The sequence below is a fragment of the Erythrobacter sp. genome (genome assembly GCF_035194505.1).
In the GTDB taxonomy this organism is placed as follows: domain Bacteria; phylum Pseudomonadota; class Alphaproteobacteria; order Sphingomonadales; family Sphingomonadaceae; genus Erythrobacter.
In genome coordinates, this window is sequence record NZ_CP136573.1 from 1167684 (window position 1) to 1187034 (window position 19351).

Annotated in this window: 21 protein-coding genes and 1 tRNA gene; 3 read left to right on the forward strand and 19 right to left on the reverse strand. The window is 65.3% G+C overall.

Annotated elements, in window-relative coordinates; genetic code table 11:
- Position 1: 1 nt before the first annotated feature.
- The 6 genes from RSE14_RS05835 to RSE14_RS05860 all read right to left on the reverse strand — a co-directional run bounded on the left by RSE14_RS05835 (position 2) and on the right by RSE14_RS05860 (position 4717).
- Positions 2-1987: a heme lyase CcmF/NrfE family subunit gene (locus RSE14_RS05835; protein WP_324076282.1), complete on the reverse strand. Its 1986-nt coding sequence runs from the start codon at positions 1985-1987 to the stop codon at positions 2-4.
- Between the two features lie 28 nt (positions 1988-2015).
- Positions 2016-2480 (reverse strand): cytochrome c maturation protein CcmE, encoded by a 465-nt coding sequence (ccmE, locus tag RSE14_RS05840; RefSeq protein WP_324076283.1) that lies wholly within the window; start codon positions 2478-2480, stop codon positions 2016-2018.
- Positions 2481-2494: 14 nt separating this feature from the next.
- Entirely contained in the window at positions 2495-2635 is a 141-nt protein-coding gene (gene ccmD / locus RSE14_RS05845) for a heme exporter protein CcmD (protein ID WP_324076284.1), read from the reverse strand.
- Positions 2635-3393 (reverse strand): heme ABC transporter permease CcmC, encoded by a 759-nt coding sequence (gene ccmC / locus RSE14_RS05850; protein ID WP_324076285.1) that lies wholly within the window; start codon positions 3391-3393, stop codon positions 2635-2637. Before ccmC ends, ccmD begins: the two co-directional genes overlap by 1 nt.
- A gap of 126 nt (positions 3394-3519) precedes the next feature.
- On the reverse strand, positions 3520-4587 hold the full coding sequence (locus tag RSE14_RS05855; protein ID WP_324076286.1) for a Glu/Leu/Phe/Val family dehydrogenase: 1068 nt from the start codon (positions 4585-4587) through the stop codon (positions 3520-3522).
- Positions 4588-4640: 53 nt separating this feature from the next.
- Positions 4641-4717: transfer RNA gene (locus RSE14_RS05860), tRNA-His, on the reverse strand.
- 232 nt (positions 4718-4949) lie between these two features.
- On the opposite strand from RSE14_RS05860, the gene RSE14_RS05865 reads away from it, so the two are divergent.
- A complete protein-coding gene (locus RSE14_RS05865; protein WP_324076287.1) occupies positions 4950-5585 on the forward strand; it encodes a prolyl hydroxylase family protein in 636 nt (211 codons plus the stop codon).
- Positions 5573-5902 carry a TraR/DksA family transcriptional regulator gene (locus RSE14_RS05870; RefSeq protein WP_324076288.1) on the forward strand — a complete coding sequence of 110 codons (330 nt, stop codon included), beginning with the start codon at positions 5573-5575 and terminating at the stop codon, positions 5900-5902. Before RSE14_RS05865 ends, RSE14_RS05870 begins: the two co-directional genes overlap by 13 nt.
- A 200-nt stretch (positions 5903-6102) precedes the next feature.
- Here the strand turns inward: RSE14_RS05870 and rpmE are convergent, their stop codons facing one another.
- The 11 genes from rpmE to pyrH all read right to left on the reverse strand — a co-directional run bounded on the left by rpmE (position 6103) and on the right by pyrH (position 16167).
- Positions 6103-6327, reverse strand: coding sequence for a 50S ribosomal protein L31 (rpmE, locus tag RSE14_RS05875; protein WP_324076289.1), 225 nt, complete (start codon positions 6325-6327; stop codon positions 6103-6105).
- A gap of 105 nt (positions 6328-6432) precedes the next feature.
- On the reverse strand, positions 6433-7029 hold the full coding sequence (locus RSE14_RS05880) for a hypothetical protein (protein WP_324076290.1): 597 nt from the start codon (positions 7027-7029) through the stop codon (positions 6433-6435).
- A gap of 14 nt (positions 7030-7043) precedes the next feature.
- Positions 7044-7526, reverse strand: a complete 483-nt coding sequence (gene fabZ, locus RSE14_RS05885) for a 3-hydroxyacyl-ACP dehydratase FabZ (protein ID WP_324076291.1) — start codon at positions 7524-7526, stop codon at positions 7044-7046.
- Positions 7527-7529: 3 nt separating this feature from the next.
- On the reverse strand, positions 7530-8219 hold the full coding sequence (locus tag RSE14_RS05890) for an OmpH/Skp family outer membrane protein (protein ID WP_324076292.1): 690 nt from the start codon (positions 8217-8219) through the stop codon (positions 7530-7532).
- Positions 8219-10942, reverse strand: a complete 2724-nt coding sequence (gene bamA, locus RSE14_RS05895; RefSeq protein ID WP_324076293.1) for an outer membrane protein assembly factor BamA — start codon at positions 10940-10942, stop codon at positions 8219-8221. The genes RSE14_RS05890 and bamA overlap by 1 nt, the downstream gene beginning before the upstream one ends.
- Before the next feature lie 177 nt (positions 10943-11119).
- A complete protein-coding gene (rseP, locus tag RSE14_RS05900) occupies positions 11120-12217 on the reverse strand; it encodes an RIP metalloprotease RseP (RefSeq protein WP_324076839.1) in 1098 nt (365 codons plus the stop codon).
- Positions 12218-12233: 16 nt separating this feature from the next.
- Positions 12234-13400 carry a 1-deoxy-D-xylulose-5-phosphate reductoisomerase gene (gene dxr, locus RSE14_RS05905; RefSeq protein WP_324076294.1) on the reverse strand — a complete coding sequence of 389 codons (1167 nt, stop codon included), beginning with the start codon at positions 13398-13400 and terminating at the stop codon, positions 12234-12236.
- 7 nt (positions 13401-13407) lie between these two features.
- On the reverse strand, positions 13408-14160 hold the full coding sequence (locus RSE14_RS05910) for a phosphatidate cytidylyltransferase (RefSeq protein WP_324076295.1): 753 nt from the start codon (positions 14158-14160) through the stop codon (positions 13408-13410).
- On the reverse strand, positions 14147-14788 hold the full coding sequence (gene uppS, locus RSE14_RS05915; RefSeq protein WP_324076296.1) for a polyprenyl diphosphate synthase: 642 nt from the start codon (positions 14786-14788) through the stop codon (positions 14147-14149). The genes RSE14_RS05910 and uppS overlap by 14 nt, the downstream gene beginning before the upstream one ends.
- 62 nt (positions 14789-14850) lie before the next feature.
- Positions 14851-15408: a ribosome recycling factor gene (gene frr / locus RSE14_RS05920; RefSeq protein ID WP_324076297.1), complete on the reverse strand. Its 558-nt coding sequence runs from the start codon at positions 15406-15408 to the stop codon at positions 14851-14853.
- Between the two features lie 39 nt (positions 15409-15447).
- Positions 15448-16167: a UMP kinase gene (pyrH, locus tag RSE14_RS05925; RefSeq protein WP_324076298.1), complete on the reverse strand. Its 720-nt coding sequence runs from the start codon at positions 16165-16167 to the stop codon at positions 15448-15450.
- A 126-nt stretch (positions 16168-16293) separates the two neighbouring features.
- On the opposite strand from pyrH, the gene RSE14_RS05930 reads away from it, so the two are divergent.
- Positions 16294-17364 carry an MBL fold metallo-hydrolase gene (locus RSE14_RS05930; RefSeq protein WP_324076299.1) on the forward strand — a complete coding sequence of 357 codons (1071 nt, stop codon included), beginning with the start codon at positions 16294-16296 and terminating at the stop codon, positions 17362-17364.
- A gap of 70 nt (positions 17365-17434) precedes the next feature.
- Here the strand turns inward: RSE14_RS05930 and tsf are convergent, their stop codons facing one another.
- Positions 17435-18361, reverse strand: a complete 927-nt coding sequence (gene tsf, locus RSE14_RS05935) for a translation elongation factor Ts (RefSeq protein WP_324076300.1) — start codon at positions 18359-18361, stop codon at positions 17435-17437.
- Positions 18362-18490: 129 nt separating this feature from the next.
- Positions 18491-19273: a 30S ribosomal protein S2 gene (rpsB, locus tag RSE14_RS05940; RefSeq protein ID WP_324076301.1), complete on the reverse strand. Its 783-nt coding sequence runs from the start codon at positions 19271-19273 to the stop codon at positions 18491-18493.
- Positions 19274-19351 lie beyond the last annotated feature (78 nt).

Consider the following 19351-nt stretch of genomic DNA (forward strand, 5'->3'; position numbering starts at 1 on the left):
CCTACTCCGCCGGCACCGGAGCGGCTTGCCCGAGCGCCTCGATATCGGCCCGCCGCGCCGCGCCCATGGCCGCAGCCTTGCGGCGCTTCACATCCACCCGCACCCGGCCCGCAATCGCCAGCACGCCGCCCAGCGCAATCAGCAGCCCGCCATACCAGATGAAGGTGACAAACGGCTTCCACCACAGGCGGATCTGCCAGCGGCCATCCTCGGCCTGATTGCCGAGCACCGCATAAAGCTGCCCGTTCCAGCGGGTCAGCAGCGCGCTTTCGCTGGTGGCCTGCGGGGGCGACCAGAAGGTGCGCGCTTGCGGGGCAAGGATCACCGGCTCCCCGCCGTCCTGACTGACAGAAATGCGCGCCTCGATCGCGGTCCAGTTGGGGCCGGCCACCGGCGTGACGCTGCCGAGCGTGACCGCGAAATCGCCGACCTGTTCGGTCCCGCCGACGGCAACGGCTGCCAGCCGTTCCTGGGTGAAGGCGCCCTCGCAGGCCATGCCGAACAGCGAGACCGCGACGCCGAAATGCGCGAGCACCATGCCCCATGTCGCCACCGGCACGCGGGTGAGCTTGCGTCCACGCAGCGGCAGCAGCGCCGCTACCGCCAGCGCTGCCGCCAGCCCGAGGCCGAGCAGCGGCAGGAAGGGGAAGCTGCCGAAGAAGCTGACCAGCGCAATCACCCCGATCAGCACGGCGGCCACCAGCATCGCCTCGAACTGGATGCGCGCCGGCTTGTCGTCCTTCCAGCGCAGAATCGGGCCGACCGCCATGACGAGGAACATCGGCACCGCAAAGATCGCAGAGGCCGGATTGAAATAGGGCGGGCCGACGCTGACGCGCACATCGAAGGCCTCGGTCAGCAGCGGGTAGAGCGTGCCCAACAGCACAATCGCAAGGATCGCGCAGAGCATCACATTGTTGAACACCAGCGCGCCTTCACGGCTGGTCGCGGCAAAGCGCTTGCCCTCGGCCACTGCGCCTGCGCGCAGGGCAAAGATGGTGAAGGCCCCGCCGATATAGAGCCCCAGCAGCCCGAGGATGAAGGCCCCGCGCTCCGGATCGACCGCGAAGGCATGGACGCTGGTCAGCACACCCGAACGCACCAGGAAGGTGCCGAGCATCGACATCGAGAAGGCGAGCACGCCGAGCATGATCGTCCATGTGCGCAGCGCATCGCGCGCGGCCAGCACGCTCACCGAATGCATCAGCGCGGTCGCCGCGAGCCACGGCATGAAGCTCGCGTTCTCGACCGGATCCCAGAACCACCAGCCGCCCCAGCCAAGCTCGTAATAGGCCCAGTAGGAGCCCGCCGTGATCCCGAAGGTCAGCAGCACCCAGGCCCCCAGCACCCAGGGGCGCATCACCTTGGCAAAGTCGGGGTTCACCTGACGGGTCAGCAGCGCGCCCATCGCCAGACTGAAGGCGACCGACAGGCCGACATAGCCCGCGTAAAGCGTCGGCGGGTGGATCGCGAGGCCGATGTCCTGCAGCAGCGGATTGAGGCCCGAGCCCTCCAGCGCCGGCACCGGCAGCCGCTCGAAGGGATTGGAGGAGAGCAGCAGGAAGGCGTAGAAGCCCAGCGCCACAAAGCCCTGCACGCCCAGCGTCGCGCCCATGGTGCGTTCGGGCAGGCGCTTTTCAAAGGCGGCAAGCAGCCCGCCCGAAAGCGCCAGCACCCCCACCCACAGCAGCATCGAGCCCTCGTGGTTCCCCCAGGTGCCGGTCAGCTTGTAGACCAGCGGCTTCATCGAATGGGAATTGGTGGCGACCAGCTTGATCGAAAGATCGGTGATCGCAAAGGCATAGAGCAGCAAGCCGAAGGCCAGCACCGCAAGGCAGGCCTGCACGATCGCGGCGGGGCGCACATAGATCGCCAGCGGATTGGGCGCGTCCTCTGCCCCGCGCAGGGCAAAGCCGCCCGAAATCATCTGCAACACCGCCAGCGCGGCTGCAAGCCAGAGGGCAGCCAATCCGATTTCGGCAATCATCGTCTGGTCCCCGTCCGCAGATCCATGGTTACTGGCTCAGCCCCACCGTCGTATCCGCCGCCATCTTGGCCGCTTCATCCGTGCCCATGCCTTCAAGCTCCTTGGGCACGTAATTCTCGTCATGCTTGGCGAGCAGATTGGTGGCGACGAAAGTGCCATTGTCATCAAGACTGCCCTCGGCCACCACGCCCGAACCCTCGACAAACAGATCGGGCAGGATGCCGCTATATCGCACCGGAATGGCATCGGCGGTGTTACCGGTGACCATGAAGTTGACGGTGACGCCGTCAGCCTCGGTTGTGATCGAGCCCTTCTGCACCATCCCGCCCAGCCGGACGGCCTGGCCGACTTCGGGCGGAGCCTTGGCCATCTGCTCGGGCAGGTAGAAATAATTGGCCTGATTGCGCAGACCCCACGCCGCCAGCAGCCCCGCGCCGACAATGGCGAGCAGAGCGATGATCACGAGGATCAGACGTTGATGCTTGGCTTTCATCCCATATCCTCAGGTCAGCGTCGCCGCGTCGCGTCACGGCGCGCTTCGGCGCGGGCCATGGCGCGCCACGCCCAGATGATCAGCACCGCGAGCGCCACGCCCGAGATGCCGTAGGCGAGCCACACGAAATCCCACTGGTTCAACTCCTCGCGCATCAGGCCTGCTCCATCACGGGCGCGCTGACGGGCGGCGCATCATCATCGAGCGCCTGCCGCCGCAGCCGCGCCTCGACCTGCGCGTCAGCAATCAGCGTGCGCATCCGCATCAGCACGATCCCGCCGAACAAGAGCGAAAAACCGAGCACGGCGATCAGCAGCGGCACCAGAAAGGTCGGCTCGATCGCGCTCTTGCCAGCGGTGATGCTGGGCGGTTGGTGCAGCGAATTCCACCACACGACGCTGCGGTTGATGATCGGCACATTGACCGCGCCGACCATCCCGAAAATCGCTGCGATCTTTGAAGAACTGCCCTCGCGCGCGGCAGCTTCGGTGAGCGCGATGTAACCGGCATAGAGGAACAGCAGCACCAGCATCGAAGTGAGCCGCCCGTCCCATTCCCACCAGGTGCCCCAGGTCGGCCGACCCCAGATCGATCCGGTGGCAAGGCAGATCGCGCAAAAGGCCATACCCGGCAGCGCAATCGCACGTGCGGAAATCGCGGCAAGCGGGTGCTTCCAGATCAGCAGCATCGCGGAGGAAATCGCGATCCCGGCCCAGCCGCCCATGCCGAGCCACGCGGCGGGCACATGGATGAAGAGGATGCGCACCGTGTCGCCCATCAGCCGGTCCGGCGGGACCATGAACAGCCCCCATCCCACCGCGCCGAGCGACAGCACAAGTCCGCTCCAGAAGCACAGCGGCATCAGCCACTTCGCCAGAGCGAGAAAACGGGTGGGGTTCGCGTAAATGTGCATAGGTTCTTGCGTCTGGCGGGGCTTGTAGCCTTACACCCGTCAGGGACAAGAGAGCAAATCGGGCAAGGGCGCAATTGTTCCCTTGTGCACCATCGCCAATGGCGGGCACGCAGCCCGCCTTCCGGTTCAGCCGCGCCCGATCAGGGCCTGGGCCATGCGATCGGCCACCACGTCGCTGGAGGTGCCGGTGGCATCGCTTGTCGCCCAGATCGATTCGAGCCGCCCGGGGATCTGCGCGATGCGCTTGCGCACATCGTTGATATCGGCAGGTTCGCCCGCGCGGCGCGCGAGATATTCCACCGCCACCGAGATGATCCCGCCCGCGTTGATGACGTAATCGGGGGCATAGAGAATGCCGCGTGCCGCCAGCTGTGCGCCGTGCTCGGCCCGCGCCAGCTGGTTGTTCGCCCCGCCTGCGACAACCGCGCAATCGAGCCGGGCGATGCCCTCGTCATCGAGGATCGCACCCAATGCATTGGGGCTGAAGACGTCGCAGGCGACCGACATGATCGCATCCGATTGGACCGCGCTCGCCCCCAGTTCCGCCGCCAGTGCTGCGGCGCGGGCATGATCGATATCGGCCAGCGTCAGCTTCGCGCCGTCCTTGGCCAGCAGCCGGGCCACCCCGCCGCCGACCGAGCCGGTGCCCTGCAGCGCGACATGCACGCCTGCCAGACTGTCCTTGCCGAGCTTGTGGCGCACCGCCGCCTTGATGCCGAGGAAGATGCCCATCGCGGTAAACGGCCCGGGATCGCCGCCCGCAGAACCCTCGCCTGCCACCGGCAGGCCCGAGACATGGGCCGTGCGCTGGGCCACGGCGACCATATCGGCTTCCGAAATCCCGACATCTTCGGCCGTGACATAGCGGCCGCCCAGACCTTCGACCGCATCACCGAAAGCGGCGAGCATCGCCGGGGTCTTGGTGCCCTTGGCGTCGGCGAGGATCACCGCCTTGCCTCCGCCCATCGGCAGGCCGGCCATGGCGTTCTTGTAGCTCATCCCGCGCGACAGGCGCAGCGCATCACGCATGGCGCCTGCCGGATCGGCATAGTGCCAGAACCGGGTGCCGCCCGCCGCCGGGCCGCAATGGGTGGAATGGATCGCGATGATCGCGGTCAGGCCGCTCGCCCGGTCGTGGACCAGTTGCACACATTCGTGCGCGTCGAAATCGGGCTCGGCCCAGAAGGCGGTCATCGGCATGTCCCCGTTAACAGCGCGGGAAGCCTCGACGAAGGACAGGGGGATGATGGGGCGATCGACGGGGTTCGAACCCGCGACCTCCGGTACCACAAACCGGCGCTCTAACCAACTGAGCTACGATCGCCACACGCCCCTGCCCGAAAACAACCGGTCCGGTTGCCGCCAAGCCCGCGCTAGAGCCGCGCGGTTTACGCAAGGCACAGGCGCGGTCAAGTCCGCTTTCGGCGGGCCCGCGCCTCTTGCACAAAGGCCTGCCGATGGGAAGCGAAAACTGCTTTTGCGCGGAGCTGACGCAAGATTGTTACGCGCCGCCGAGAAGCGTTGCGAAGCGGCGCGCGCGGCCTATCCTTCCCGGCATGATTCCGACCAGCGAATCCGTCGCCACCCGCCTTGCCCGGCATGAGGGTATGCAGCGCCTGCCCACCCCCAGGGCCGAGCTGTTCCAGCAGCGCGGCTTCGTGCCGCCAGACCTGTGCGCGGCCCTGATCGCACTGATCGATGCGGGCCGCCGCCCTTCGACCATCGCCGACGACAATGGCGACCTCTATTTCCGCACCAGCGAAACCTGCGATCTCGCGGCGGATCTGTCTGCGGTGCAGCGCTTTGAGGCATTGCTGACGCAATTGTGCGGGATCGATCCAGCCCACGGCGAGCCCCTGCAGGGCCAGCGCTATGCCGAGGGTCAGGAATTCAAGCCGCACACCGATTACTTCACCCCCGGAGGCCGCGACTACGACACCTATTGCGCACAATCGGGCAACCGCACCTGGACCTTCATGATCTATCTCAATGACGTTGCCGCTGGCGGGGCTACGCGTTTCAAGGTGCTCGACAAGACCTTCCAGCCCGAGGCGGGAAAGTTGCTGTGCTGGAACAACCGCTTGCCCAGTGGCGGCGTCAATCCGGCAACGCTCCACCACGGGATGAAGGTCAGGAAGGGCGTCAAATACGTGATCACCAAGTGGTATCGCGAAAACCCATGGAGGGGATGATGACCGATTACACCGCACTCGCCGAAAGGCTGCGCGCAAGGCTGGCCGAACTGGCCGGGCGTTCGGAGCGGATCGAGGATGATCTGCGCGGCGCGCTCGATGCCGATTATGCCGAACAGGCAAGCGAGATCGCCGATGACGAGGCGCTCGAGGAAGTCGATGCGGTGCTGCAGGCCGAGGCGGGCCAGATTGGCGCAGCGCTCATGCGGATCGAGAACGGCACCTATGGCACCTGCGGGAACTGCGGCGAGACCATCGCGCCTGCGCGGCTGGAAGCCGAGCCCGCCGCGACACGCTGCATCAAATGCGCGGCGTGATTGCCTTGTTCACTCGGTGAACTGCAGACCTCCCGCCCCGCCTCCCCGCCCGGCCACCATAACATAGTGGTACTATTGGTGGCCGGGCGGGGAGGCGGGGCGGGAGGTCTGCAACATCAAGGAAGCCAGAAAACGAAAAAGGCGACCCCGTCGGGCCGCCCTCCTCGTTGCGGGCAGAAGCCCGCGCAGCTTGGAAAAGCTTACTTCTTGAGGCTGAGGCCACCGAAGCGCTTGTTGAACGCGGCCACGCGGCCACCTTCGGACACCTGCTGACGACCGCCGGTCCAGGCGGGGTGGCTCAGCGGATCGATATCGAGCGCGAGCACATCGCCTTCCTTGCCCCAGGTCGAGCGGGTCTGGAATTCGGTGCCATCGGTCATCTTGACCGTGATCAGGTGGTAATCGGGGTGACCTTCGGTCTTCATGACGGGTTCCTTTGCAGCCTGGCACCGGTTCCGACCGGCACAGCTATGAATGGGAAGCGCCCGCCTTAGTGGCGAACGGCACGCATTGCAACCATTCATCCAATCTCACTTGCCCGGTTCGCTCGCCGTGCCTGCCACCATCCTGGCGAATTCCTCCAGCCGGCGGTTCTGCGCGGCGAGATCACCCGCACCGGTCGCACGGCGATGGGCATCGGACAGCAGCGAGCGATCATAGAGCTCCATCGTTACTCCGCCCTCCTCCGGAAAGCGGAACTGCGTGCCGTAGACCTGGGGCTGACCGATGCTCTGGAGATAGCGGTCAAACGTGGCCGCAGCGATCCATTCGGCATCCTTGCGGCCCAGCGCCATCGCGCGCATCGCCAGCGTATGCGCGAAAAGATAGTCGCGCGGCTCGCTGCCGTGCTGGAAGACGAAGGCGGCCCCGAAATAGTCCGTGCCGGTCTTCAGCGCGCCCGAATCATACAGCGCCCGGGTGCGCGCCCGGCGCTCGATATCGGCCTTGTAGCCGGCCTCGGGATCCTCGCTATCGCCGCTGCGCTGCGCCTGGTCGGCGACGAACATTGCTGCCATTTCCGCATTGTCGGCAGGTGGCTCCTGCGCGGCGGCAGCCGGGACTGCAAGGGCCAACGCGAGAACGGCCAGTACCGGCCGGACGACCATCGCGAGAATGTGCCCCGTCATTCGAGCCCCCGCAATCAGGCCGACGGCGGATCCGTCATCATGGCGGTGAATTCGACCTCGCAAGTCGTCTTGCCCTCGACGCTGGCCACACCCTTGAACTTGTAGACGCGGCTGCGTTTCTGGGTGAATTCTACGTGCAGATCGAGCAGGCAGCCGGGTGTCACAGGGGCGCGGAACTTGGCGTTCTCGATGCCCATGAAGATCACCAGCTTGCCGGTGCCCGCCAGTTCCATCGTCTCGATCCCGAGGATGCCGGCGGCCTGTGCCAGAGCCTCGATCTGGAGCACGCCGGGCATGATCGGTGCGCCGGGGAAATGGCCCTGGAAGAACTGTTCGTTCATGCTCACGGCCTTGACCGCGTGGATGCGCTCACCCAGCTCGATCGACCGCACGCGGTCGACCAGCAGCAACGGGTAACGATGCGGCAAGGCCTTGAGGATCTTGACGATATCGTAATCCAGCACGGCGCCCGCCGGCTCGCTACCCGTCTCGCTCATCGATCAGCGACCCGCGGGAGCCTGGGGATTGCCCGGCTGCTGGCCCTGAGCGGCCTGCGCCTGCTGCATCTGCGCGGCAATCGCGAGGCGCTGCTGGATTTCCTGGAACAGCTGCACGCTTTCACGTGCCGGCTGCCAGCCCTGCGGCGGAATGATGCCGACCGAGGGCACCTTGGCGTTGAGCGCGGTGGTGATCTGCGCGGTTATATCGGCCTCGGGCACTGCGTAGAGCAGGCTGCCGGGATCGAGCACGACCTTGATCTGCCCCTTGGTGACGACTTCCTGCAGCGCCGGACCGTACTGCATGATCACCTGCTCGACCGCATAGACGCGCGCGGAATCGATCTGGTTGGTCAGCGCCTGGATTTCCTGCTCGAGCGTCTGGAGCTTCGGGAAATCGGGCGACTTCTGCATCGCTGCCAGCTCGGTATCGTCGACCTGCTTGTCGCCGTTCTTGTCGAACTTGGCGAGCAGGGTCTGGCGCTCCTGCGCCTTGTTGCGGCGCAGATCGTTCTGCGGGGCATAGGTGGTGTTGACCTGCTCGTAGGCGGTCTGGAACGCGGTGGTGCCGAGCACGGCGCGCGAGATATCGACCGTGGCGATGTTGCCCTGAACCTGGGCCTGGGCCGGAAGCGCAGCGAGGGCGCCGAGGGCGAGGCCCGCGGAAGCGAGAAGCTTGGAAGTCATAGTCATCAGAATTGGGTTCCTACGTTGAATGTGAACTGGCGCTCGTCGTCGCCGGGGACCTTGCGAATCGTCTGCGCGAAATCGATGCGGAACGGACCGAAAGGCGAATTCCAGTTGACCCCGATCCCGGCGGTGATGCGCGGGCTGGCGGAGTTGCCCAGGAAGGTTTCCTTGATCGCGCTGCCCGGACGAATCGAAGGCGTGTTGGCGGTGCCATCGGGCGCGAGCGGATTGGTGGTCGCGTCGAATACCGGCTGGCCGCCGATCAGCACCGGCTGGCCATTGGCATCGAGGCGGCGGGTCAGATAGATCAGGTTACCCTGCGCATCGCGCTGCTGGAGCCCGGTGGGGTTATCCTGCAGAATCGGCGTTTCCACGCCCCACAGTGCGCCGATATCGGCCCAGATCGAGGGGCGCAGGCCCAGCTCGCGCGCACCCGAACCCAGCGGAATTTCAAGCTCCGCGCGGCCGAGATAGTAATTGCGCCCGCCGATCGCGTCGTCGCGGGTCTGGCGGCGCTCGGTGATCAGCACCGGATTGCCGTTGGCGTCGAGCTGGTACTGCTGGGTCAGCACGCGCGGACCGACCCCGCGGATCGCAAAGCCGCGGAACTGCGGTTCGCCAAGGAAGAAGCGGTCTGTCAGCAGGACATCGTCCACGCCCGCGCCGGGACGCTCCTTGAGCGGGATGATCGTGCCGCCTTCCGCGAGGATCGAGAAGATGAAGCCCGAATTGCCGACGTTCCAGAACTGCTGCCCGCGACCGCGGAAGCGGACATAGCGCACATCCCCGCCAAGCCCGGCGAATTCCCCGCTCAGCGAGATGCTCTTACCAGCGGTCGGGCGGATGCGCGAGTTCAGGGAGTTGTAGTTGAGGCTGACCCCGAGGATCGAGCTCAAGCGGTTGCCCAGCGCATCGCACAGGAAGCGGCCGGCCAGCAGCGGATCGCACTCGCGCGTGCCGTTGCCGTCGAGATCGGAGAAGAACTGGTCTTCGTCCAGCGTCACCTGTTCGTAGTTGAGCGTGTAGCTGCCGATCAGCGACATATACTCGGTGATCGGCACGCCCGCACGCAGGCTGAAGCCGGTGGTGGCCTGCTTGAAGGTGGTGTTGCGATTGGTGTTGGTGAAGTTGAAGCTGTTGAAGTCGCGGCGGTAGATATCGATCCCGGCCGAGATATTGCGATCGAACATGTAGGGATCGCTGAAGCTCACCTGCGCCGAACGCGAGAACTGCGAATAGTTGACGCTGAGCCCGACCGTCTGCCCGCGCCCGCGGAAGTTGCGCTGACGGATCGAACCGGCGAGAATGAACTGCTCGATCGAAGAGAAACCGGCCGAGAACTGCAATTCGCCGGTCGGCCGTTCCTCGACGTTGGCTTCGAGCACGATGCGGTCGGGCGCGCTGCCTTCGGTCTGCTTGACCTCGAAGTTCTCCTGGAAGAACGCCAGCGAGTTGATGCGCGCATTGGTGCGCTGGATCGCGAGGCTGTTGAAGGCGTCGCCTTCCGCGATACGGAATTCGCGACGCACCACCTTGTCCTGGGTGAGCGTGTTGCCGTTGATGTCGACCCGCTCGACATAGACGCGCGGCGCCTCACGCAGAACGAAGGTGATGTTCATCGTGAGATCTTCGGGGTTGCTCTTGAAGCGCGGCTGGACGTCGGCAAAGGCATAGCCGAAGCGGCCGGCCAGCTCGGTCAGCTGCTCCACCGTGTCCTCGACCGACTTGGCGTTGTACCAGTCGCCGGTCTTCATCGGCAGCTGGGTGCTCATCACGTCGCTGTCGAAGTCGCGCAGCTGGCTGTCGACCTTCACTTCGCCGAACTTGTAGCGCTCGCCTTCCTCGACCACGTAGGTGATGATGAAGTCGCGCTGGTCCGGCGTGAGCTCGGCCACGGCGGAAACGACGCGGAAATCGGCGTAACCGTTGGTCAGGTAGAACTGGCGCAGCTTCTGCTGGTCAAAGGCCAGCCGGTCCGGGTCATAGCTGGTGTTGGAGCTGAAGAAGCTGGTGAGGCGCGCCTGCTTGGTCACCATCTCGCTGCGCAGATCGCCGTCCGAGAACTTCTCGTTGCCCAGAATGTTGATCTGGCGAACCTTGGACTTGGGGCCCTCGTTGATCTCGAACACGATATCGACGCGGTTCTGCGGCAGCTGCACCATCTTCGGCTCGACCGTCGCGGCGAAACGGCCCTGACGCTTGTAGAGCTCGATGATGCGGGCAACGTCCGCGCGCACCTTGGAACGGGTGAAGATCTGGCGCGGCGAGAGCTTGATCTCGGGGAGGATCTTGTCCTCCTTCAGACGCTCGTTGCCTTCCAGCACGATGCGGTTGATCACCGGGTTTTCGGTCACCGTGATGATGACATTGCCGCTCTCGTTGCGGATCGAGAAGCTGGCGAACAGCTCGGTCGCGCCGAGATCCTTCAGCGCCTCGTCAGCGGCAGAGGAGGTATATTCCTGGCCAACCCGCAGACGGATGTAGCTGAGGATCGTGGTCGGCTCGAGCCGTTCGGCCCCGACCACGCTGATGGTGCGGATGATGTTGCCCTGCGTGGCGGCGGCCGGCGCGGGCTGCGCGGCACCTTGCGCCTGCGCGAAAGCGACGCCCGGGATCCCTGCAAGGATCGAACCGCAGCACAGCATCACTGCCAGCTGTCCGGTCGGGGAAAGGACGCGGCGGTCTCCAGTCTGGCCATTGACCGGACCGCGGCCCGTCTCGCTCATTGGGTTCATGCAGCTAAAGTCCCGTCCAAACTGTGTGTGATCCGGCCCCGCACGGCCGGGCGCTCTGGGTCAAAGCCTCTGCCCCATGTGCCCTTAGCAATCAAGCCGCGAGGGCCAGCGGGGTGCGGCGTGCGGGCCGCTTTCCACGGCAAACCGCAGCTTCTTGCAGATATGCGGTCAAGAACCGAACAGCGGCAGCGAGAAGAGGTCATTCACCGTCACCACCACCATCAGCATCAGCACCAGCGCAATGCCGGTGCGATAGGCCCATTCGGTCGCCTGCGGCCCCACCGGCTTGCGGCGGATCGCCTCGGCCAGATAGAACATCAGGTGCCCGCCATCCAAAGCGGGGATTGGCAAGAAGTTGATGAATGCCAAATTAAGCGAAATCAGTGCGGCGAAGTTGATGAAGGCCCCGACCCCGAGGCTCATCTGCTCGCCCGAATATTTGGCGATCTTGAGCGGCCCGCCCAACTCCTTGAAAGAGCGGTCCCCGACCACGATCTGCTTGATGCCGGTAACCATCATGCCCATCAGGTCCCAGCTCTGCTTCGCAGCGAGCGGCAGGGCTTCGAGAATGCCGACATCCTCGAACACATATTTCCCGCCCGCCGCCGCGACTCCGATCTGGCCAATGGCGCTTTCATTGCCGAAGCTGTCGGTCTGCACCACCCGCGCGGTGGTCAGCGGCACGTCGATCTGCTCGCCGGCGCGCTCCAGCGTGAACACCATGCGCTTGCCGGGATTGAGGCCCACGGCCGAGCGCAGCTGTTCGAAATCGGCAAGTTCGCGCCCGTCGATGGCGATGATCACGTCGCCCGCCTGCATCCCCGCCTTCTGGGCCACGCTGCCCTCGGCAAAGCTGCCGATGGTGCGCGAATCTTCCGCGCCCTCGATCACCGGCTTGCCGAGAATGGCGAAGAAGGCCGCGAAGATGAGAATTGCGACGAGCAGGTTGGTCACCGGCCCGGCGGCCACGATCAGCGCGCGCTTCCATAAGGCGGCGTGCTGGAAGCTGCCCTCCTCGCGCGGGGCATTGCGATCAGGCACGGATGCCGGGTTCATGTCGCCTGCAAACTGGACATAGCCGCCCAGCGGCAGCAGCGAGATCTTCCAGCGGGTTCCGAGCCTGTCGGTGAAGCCCGCGATCTCCTTGCCGAAACCGACCGAGAAAGCCTCCGCCCGCACCCCGAACAGCCGGCCGACGAGCAGGTGCCCGAGCTCGTGCAGCGTGACGAGCGGGCCGAGCAGCAGCAGGAAGCCCGCCACATACATCCAGAAGGGGGGCGTCTCAAACAAGGGCGTTGTTCTCCAGCAGGCTCAGCGCTTGCCGCCGCGCGGACCGATCGACTTCGAGCACTTCATCAAGGCTGGCCGGACGCGGGGCGTCATTGCTACGGGCCAACGTTTCCTCGACCAATGCGGCAATCCGGGTGAACCTGATCTGACCGGCAAGGAAGGCGGCGACCGCCACCTCGTTTGCGGCATTGAGGATCGCCGGAGCCGACCCGCCCGCCGCAATCGCCTCGCGCGCAAGGCGTGTGGCGGGGAACAGCACCTCGTTGGGAGCCTCGAAGGTGAGCTGGCCGATGGCGGCCAGATCGAGCGGGGCAAGCGGCGTTTCCATGCGCTGCGGCCAGGCCAGGCAGGATGCAATCGGCACGCGCATGTCCGAAGGGCCAAGCTGCGCCAGCGTCGAACGGTCGTGGAATTCGACCATCGAATGGATCACGCTCTGAGGGTGCACCACGATCCCGAGCTTCTCCAGCCCGACAGGGAAGAGGTGATAGGCCTCGATATATTCGAGCCCCTTGTTCATCATCGTGGCGCTGTCGACACTGATCTTGGCGCCCATCGACCAGTTGGGATGGGCCACCGCCTCGGCGGGCGTGGCGGCATCGAGCTCGGCCTGCGTCCACGTTCTGAGCGGCCCGCCGCTGGCAGTCAGCGTGATCTTCGCCACATCCGCGATGCGGTTACCCTGCAAGCACTGGAAGATCGCGTTGTGCTCGGAGTCCGTCGGCAGCAGCGTCGCGCCATGCTTCGCGACCGCCTCCATCAGCACCTCGCCGGCCGAAACCAGCGCTTCCTTGTTGGCAAGCGCGATGGTGCCACCCCGCTCCACCGCCGCCATCACCGGGGCCAGCCCCGCGCAGCCGACAATCGCCGCTACGGTCATGTCCACCGGATGCTGCGCCGCCTCGACCAGCGCCTGCCTGCCGCCCGCCGCAGTCACCCCGCTGCCCGCCAGCGCAGCGCGCAGTTCGGGCAGGCAGGCCTCGTCGCCCACCACGGCCAGCTTGGCATCAAACTCGATCGCCAGCGCCGCCAGCTCTGCCGCACTGCCATTGGCGGTCAGCGCCTCGACCTGCCATTCGCCGCGATTGCGCCGCACCAGATCGAGCGTCGATGCGCCAATCGAGCCGGTGGCACCAAGCAGGGTAAGCGAACGGGTCATCGCCGCATCATCCCAGCAAACGCATGGCGGTGGCAATCACAAACAGCATGAAGAACACCGCGAGGAAGCCGTCGAGCCGGTCAAACAGCCCGCCGTGGCCGGGAATGAGGTTGCTAGAATCCTTGAAGCCCGCGCGCCGCTTCATCCAGCTTTCGAAGAAGTCGCCCGCCTGCGCCAGCACGGCGATCAGCACCCCGGCGAGCAGCGCGAGCCCAAGGCTCGTCGCATCATAGCCCGGCGTGCCCGCCGCCGGACCGAAATCGGCCAGTTCATTACCGATCGCCACCAGCCCCGATGCCAGCGCCCCGCCCGCAAGGCCTGCCCAGGTCTTGGACGGGCTGATGCTGGGCGCGATCTTCGGCCCGCCAATCGCGCGTCCGGCAAAATAGGCGCCCGCATCGACCGCAATGATCGGGACGATGTAGCCGACCAGCACTTCCAGCGGCCCATAGCCGAGGCTCTGCCCGTCAACGGGAAGGAAATGCGCGCCGTTGCGCAGCGCCATCATCGCCAGCGCCGCGCCGCCGATATAATTGACGCCGCCGAAGAACCACAGGGTTTCGGACGTCACCGACTTGGCGAATTGCGTGACCAGCCGGTTCCATTCCCACAGCACCACCGCGGCCAGCAGCCCGACAAAGCCGGTCCAGAACCACCCGCCGAGCCACAGCGCCCCGGCCGAGATCACCAGCATCACCACCGCAGAACCCAGCCGCACCGGCAGGTCCGATACCGCCTTCACGCCTTCACCGCCCGCCATATCGCCGCTCCCTCCGGGCAAAATCATCGAGCGCGCGGGACAGGTCCGCAGGCTCGAAATCGGGCCACAAGGTATCCACGAACAGCATCTCGGCATAGGCCGATTGCCACAGCAGGAAATTCGACAGGCGCACTTCGCCGCTGGTGCGGATCAGCAGATCGAGCGGCGGGAGATCGGCTGTATCAAGCTGCGCGGCGATGCTCTCGATGGTAATCTCGCCAGCCGCCGCCGCCTTCGTCGCCGCGCGCGCGATCTCGTGCTGCCCGCCATAGTTGAGCGCCACCGCGAGCGTCTGCTTGCCGTTCGCGGTCTGCGCCAGCGCGTCTTCCAGCATGGCGACAATATCGGGCGCGAGGCTCTGCCAGTCGCCGATGATTTTCAGCTTCACATTATTGGCGACGAATTCGGGCAGGTCCGATTTGATGAACCGTCGCATCAGGTTCATCAGATCGTCGACCTCCTCGTCAGGCCGCTTCCAGTTTTCCGAGGAGAAGGCATAGAGCGTCAGGCACTCGAGGCCCGTCGGCTCCAACGCACGCACCAGCCGGCGCACCGCCTCCACGCCGCGCTGATGCCCGACCGCGCGCGGCAGGCCACGCTTCTTGGCCCAGCGTCCATTGCCATCCATGATGATGGCGACATGTCTGGCGCGATCAGGCTGCAATCCGGCTCCCCATCATCCCGTCCGCCTTACTGCGTCAGGATTTCCTGTTCCTTCTTGGCCGCAGCCTCGTCGGTTTCCTTGACGTATTGATCGGTCAGCTTCTGGACCTGCTCTTCGGACCGCTTGCGCTCGTCCTCGGAGATTTCCTTCTTCTTCTCGTCGGTCTTCAGGCTTTCCATCGCATCGCGGCGCACGTTGCGGATCGCGATCTTGGCCTTCTCAGCATACTGGCCCGCGAGCTTGGCGAGCTCCTTGCGGCGCTCCTGCGTCAGATCGGGGATCGGCAGACGGAGCGTCTGGCCGTCGATGATCGGATTGAGGCCGAGATTGGCATAGGCAATCGCCTTTTCCACCGCGTGGAGGTTCGACTTGTCCCACACCTGCACGGAGAGCATCCGCGGCTCGGGGGCCGAGACCGTCGCGACCTGCTGCAAGGGCATCATCGAGCCATAGACTTCGACCTGCACCGGATCGAGCAGGGTGGTGTTGGCGCGGCCGGTGCGCAGGCCCTGAAGATCGCTCTTCAGCGAATCCACCGCGCCCTTCATCCGGCGCTCGACATCGGCCTTGTCATATTGCGGCATGGCTGGGTTTCCCTCTGATTGTCTTGGCTGTCTTGAACGTCACTGGTCTTGAACAATGGTCTGGACGCCCTCGCCCGCCAGCACGCGCGCGAGGTTGCCCTTCTCGCGGATCGAGAAGACCACGATCGGAATCTTGTTGTCGCGGCACAGCGCCACGGCGGAGGCGTCCATCACTTTGAGATTGTCGGCCAGCACGCGGTCATAGGAGACGGTGTCGAACCGGATCGCGGCGGCGTTCTTCTTGGGATCGCTGTCATAAACGCCGTCAACGCTGGTGCCCTTGAGCAGCGCGTCGCACTTCATCTCGGCAGCACGCAGGGCAGCGCCGCTATCGGTGGTGAAGTAGGGTGCGCCGACGCCGGCGGCAAAGATCACCACGCGGCCCTTTTCGAGGTGACGTTCGGCGCGGCGGCGGATCACCGGCTCGCACACCTTGTCCATCTCGATCGCGGACTGCACGCGGGTCTGCACGCCCAGTTGTTCCAGTGCGTTCTGCATGGCGAGCGCGTTCATCACGGTCGCCAGCATTCCCATGTAATCGGCCTGCGCACGGTCCATCCCCTGCGCCGCGCCGGCCATGCCGCGGAAGATATTGCCGCCGCCGATGACGAGGCAGATTTCTAGCCCCGTTTCCTTGGCCGCCTTCACCTCTTTCGCCAGATCGGCGACGAAGGCCGGATCGATCCCGAACTGCTGATCGCCCATCAGCACTTCACCCGAAAGCTTCAGGAGGACGCGCTTGATCGGGGGAAGAGACATGGAGCCGAGAATCCGTGTGAATAAGGAGATGGCGGTTCCCTTAGCGAGCAAGCTATAACCACGCAAAGGGAAAGGCCTTGCAGCCAATGCACGCGCATGGGGGCGAAGGGGCCGGGGGAGAAGGCGATGACGAAACGCAGACTGCTTGTGGCGGTGCTGGCGCTGGTGGTGATGGCGGCGGCAGCGGTGCTGCTGTTCCAGCGGCAGGCGGGCGAGCGCCTGTTCGCGCAGGCTGCGGCCAGGCGCGTTGCGGACGGCGGGCTCAAGCTGGATGACGGGCTGCACCTCGTTCTGTGCGGCACCGGATCGCCCCTGCCCAATCCGGCCCGCGCGGGGCCGTGCAATGTCGTGATCGCGGGCGATCAGGCCTATGTCGTCGATATCGGCGAAGGCGCGGCGCGCAATCTCAACCTGATCGGCTTCGACATTCCCTCGCTCGATGGAGTGCTGCTCACCCATTTCCATTCGGACCATATCGACGGGCTGGGGCCGCTGGCGCTGTTCTACTGGACCCAAGGCTCGGCCAGCGCGCCCCTGCCCCTGATCGGGCCGCAGGGGGTGGAGACGGTCGCGGAAGGGTTCAACACCGCCTACCGCCTCGATCACGGCTACCGCGTGGCGCATCACGGGGCGCGTATCGTCCCGCCAAGCGGCGGCGGAGTGCAGGCCGTGCCTTTCGCCATCGCCGCCAGCCCGGTCACCGTGCTGGAGCGCGGCGGCTTGAAGGTCACCGCCTTCCCCGTCGATCACGATCCGGTAAAGCCCAGCGTCGGCTACCGCTTCGATTACAAGGGCCGATCGCTGGTGATCACCGGCGATACCGCGCGCAGTGCCTCGGTTGAGCGGGCGGCCAAGGGCGCGGACCTGCTGGTCCACGATGCGCTCCAGCCCAGTCTGGTTACCGGGCTGACCGATGCGCTGGAACAGGCCGGGCAAGCGAACACGGCCAAGATCACCCGTGACATTCTCGATTACCACGCCTCGCCCGAGGATGCGGCCAAGAGCGCCAAGGCGGCAGGGGTGCGCCAGCTGGTGCTGACCCACCTCGTCCCGCCGATCCCCAATGCGTTTTTCTACCCCGCATTCGTCGGCGATTCGGCGCGCTATTTTGGCGGCGAGATCACCGTGGGCGAGGACGGGATGGTGTTCTCGCTCCCGCCGGGGACGCAGGATATCACACAGGACAAGCGGCTCTAGCGTGCAAAAGCAAACGGCCGCCGCAGCATGGGTAGCTGCGACGGCCGTCCGTGTTTCTGAAGGCTAGAGGTCAGCCCTTGAGGGTCGCGGCGACTTCTGCGGCGAAGTCGACTTCTTCCTTCTCGATGCCTTCGCCCAGCTGGTAGCGGACATAGTCGACCAGCTTGATCGACTTGCCGGCTTCCTTGGCGACGCGGGCGATGTACTCTTCCACAGTCGCCTTGCCGTCCTTGACGAAGATCTGGCTGAGCAGGGCGTTTTCCTTGGCGAACTTCTTCACCGCGCCGTCGACCATCTTGGCCTGCACGTCCGCCGGCTTGCCGCTTTCGGCAGCCTTTTCGGCGGCGATCTTGCGCTCGCGCTCGATCACGTCGGCGTCGAGACCGTCCGCGTCCAGCGCCTGCGGGAACATCGCGGCAGCGTGCTGGGCAATGTCCTTGCCGAGCGCGTGGAGCGTGTCGGCACCGGCATCCGATTCCAGCGCGACCAGCACGCCGATCTTGCCGAGGCCTTCGGCGGCCGCGTTGTGGATGTAGGGAACGATAGCGCCCTCATTCACCGAGACCGCCTTGATGCGGCGGATCTGCTGGTTTTCACCGATGGTGGCGACGTTGTCGGTCAGCTTCTCGCCAACCGTGCCGCCATCGGGGTAGGCCGAAGCCTTGAGCGCTTCGACATCGGTGCCGCCGAGCGACAGGGCCACCGCGGTCGCCTTGCGCACGAAGTCCTGGAACTGGTCGTTCTTGGCGACGAAGTCGGTTTCCGAGTTGATCTCGACAGCCACGCCGCGGGTGCCTTCGACCAGCACGCCGACGAGACCTTCGGCCGCGGTGCGGCTGGACTTCTTCTGGGCGGTGGCGAGGCCCTTGGCGCGCAGGGCGTCAACGGCAGCTTCGATGTCGCCACCGGCTTCGGACAGCGCCTTCTTGGCGTCCATCATGCCAGCGCCGGTGCGCTCGCGCAGCTTCTTCACATCGGCGACGGAGAAATCGGCCATGGGAATTTCCTTTTCGTGTGTGTTCGGGCGCCCGGCCCTGCCATCCCGCAATGGGAGGCAATGCCGGGCGCGCTAGAGGGGGAATGTGACGGGTGCTTGACGAAAGCCGTCAGGCACCCGCGCAAAAAATCAGGCTTCGGCGTCTTCCGCAGCCGGAGCGTCTTCCACGACAGCTTCGACCGGCGGCTCTTCCATCGCGCCGAAATCGGCAGCGGTTTCGGCCTGGAACTTGCCCTTGCCGGCGAGCGCGGCTTCACCGATCGTCTGGCAGTAGAGACGCACGGCGCGGGCCGCATCGTCATTGCCCGGAACCGGGAAGGCGATGCCGTTGGGGTCGACGTTGGTGTCGAGGATCCCGATCACCGGAATGCCAAGCACGTTGGCTTCCTTGATGGCGAGGTCTTCCTTGTTGGCGTCGATCACGAACATCACGTCCGGAATGCCGCCCATGTCGCGGATGCCGCCGAGCGACATTTCCAGCTTCTCGCGTTCGCGGGTGAGCTGGAGGACTTCCTTCTTGGTGAAGCCCGAGACATCGCCCGAGAGCATTTCTTCAAGGCTCTTGAGACGACGGATCGAACCCGAGATCGTCTTCCAGTTGGTGAGCATGCCGCCCAGCCAGCGGTGGTTGACGAAGTGCTGGCCCGACATGCGCGCGGCTTCAGCGATCGGCTCCTGCGCCTGGCGCTTGGTGCCGACGAACAGCACCTTGCCACCCGAACGCACGGTGGCTTCGACGAAATCGAGCGCGCGCGCGAACAGCGGCACGGTCTGCGACAGGTCGATGATGTGGACACCGTTGCGCGCGCCGAAGATGTACGGCTTCATGCGCGGGTTCCAGCGGTGGGTCTGGTGGCCGAAGTGAGCGCCGGCCTCGATCAATTGCTGCATCGTGACGACAGGTGCCGCCATAGGTATTTCCTTTCCGGTTGTTCCTCTGGAAGGCTGGAACCGTCGTCGCGGAGCTCCCGCAAACGGCACCGGTATGTG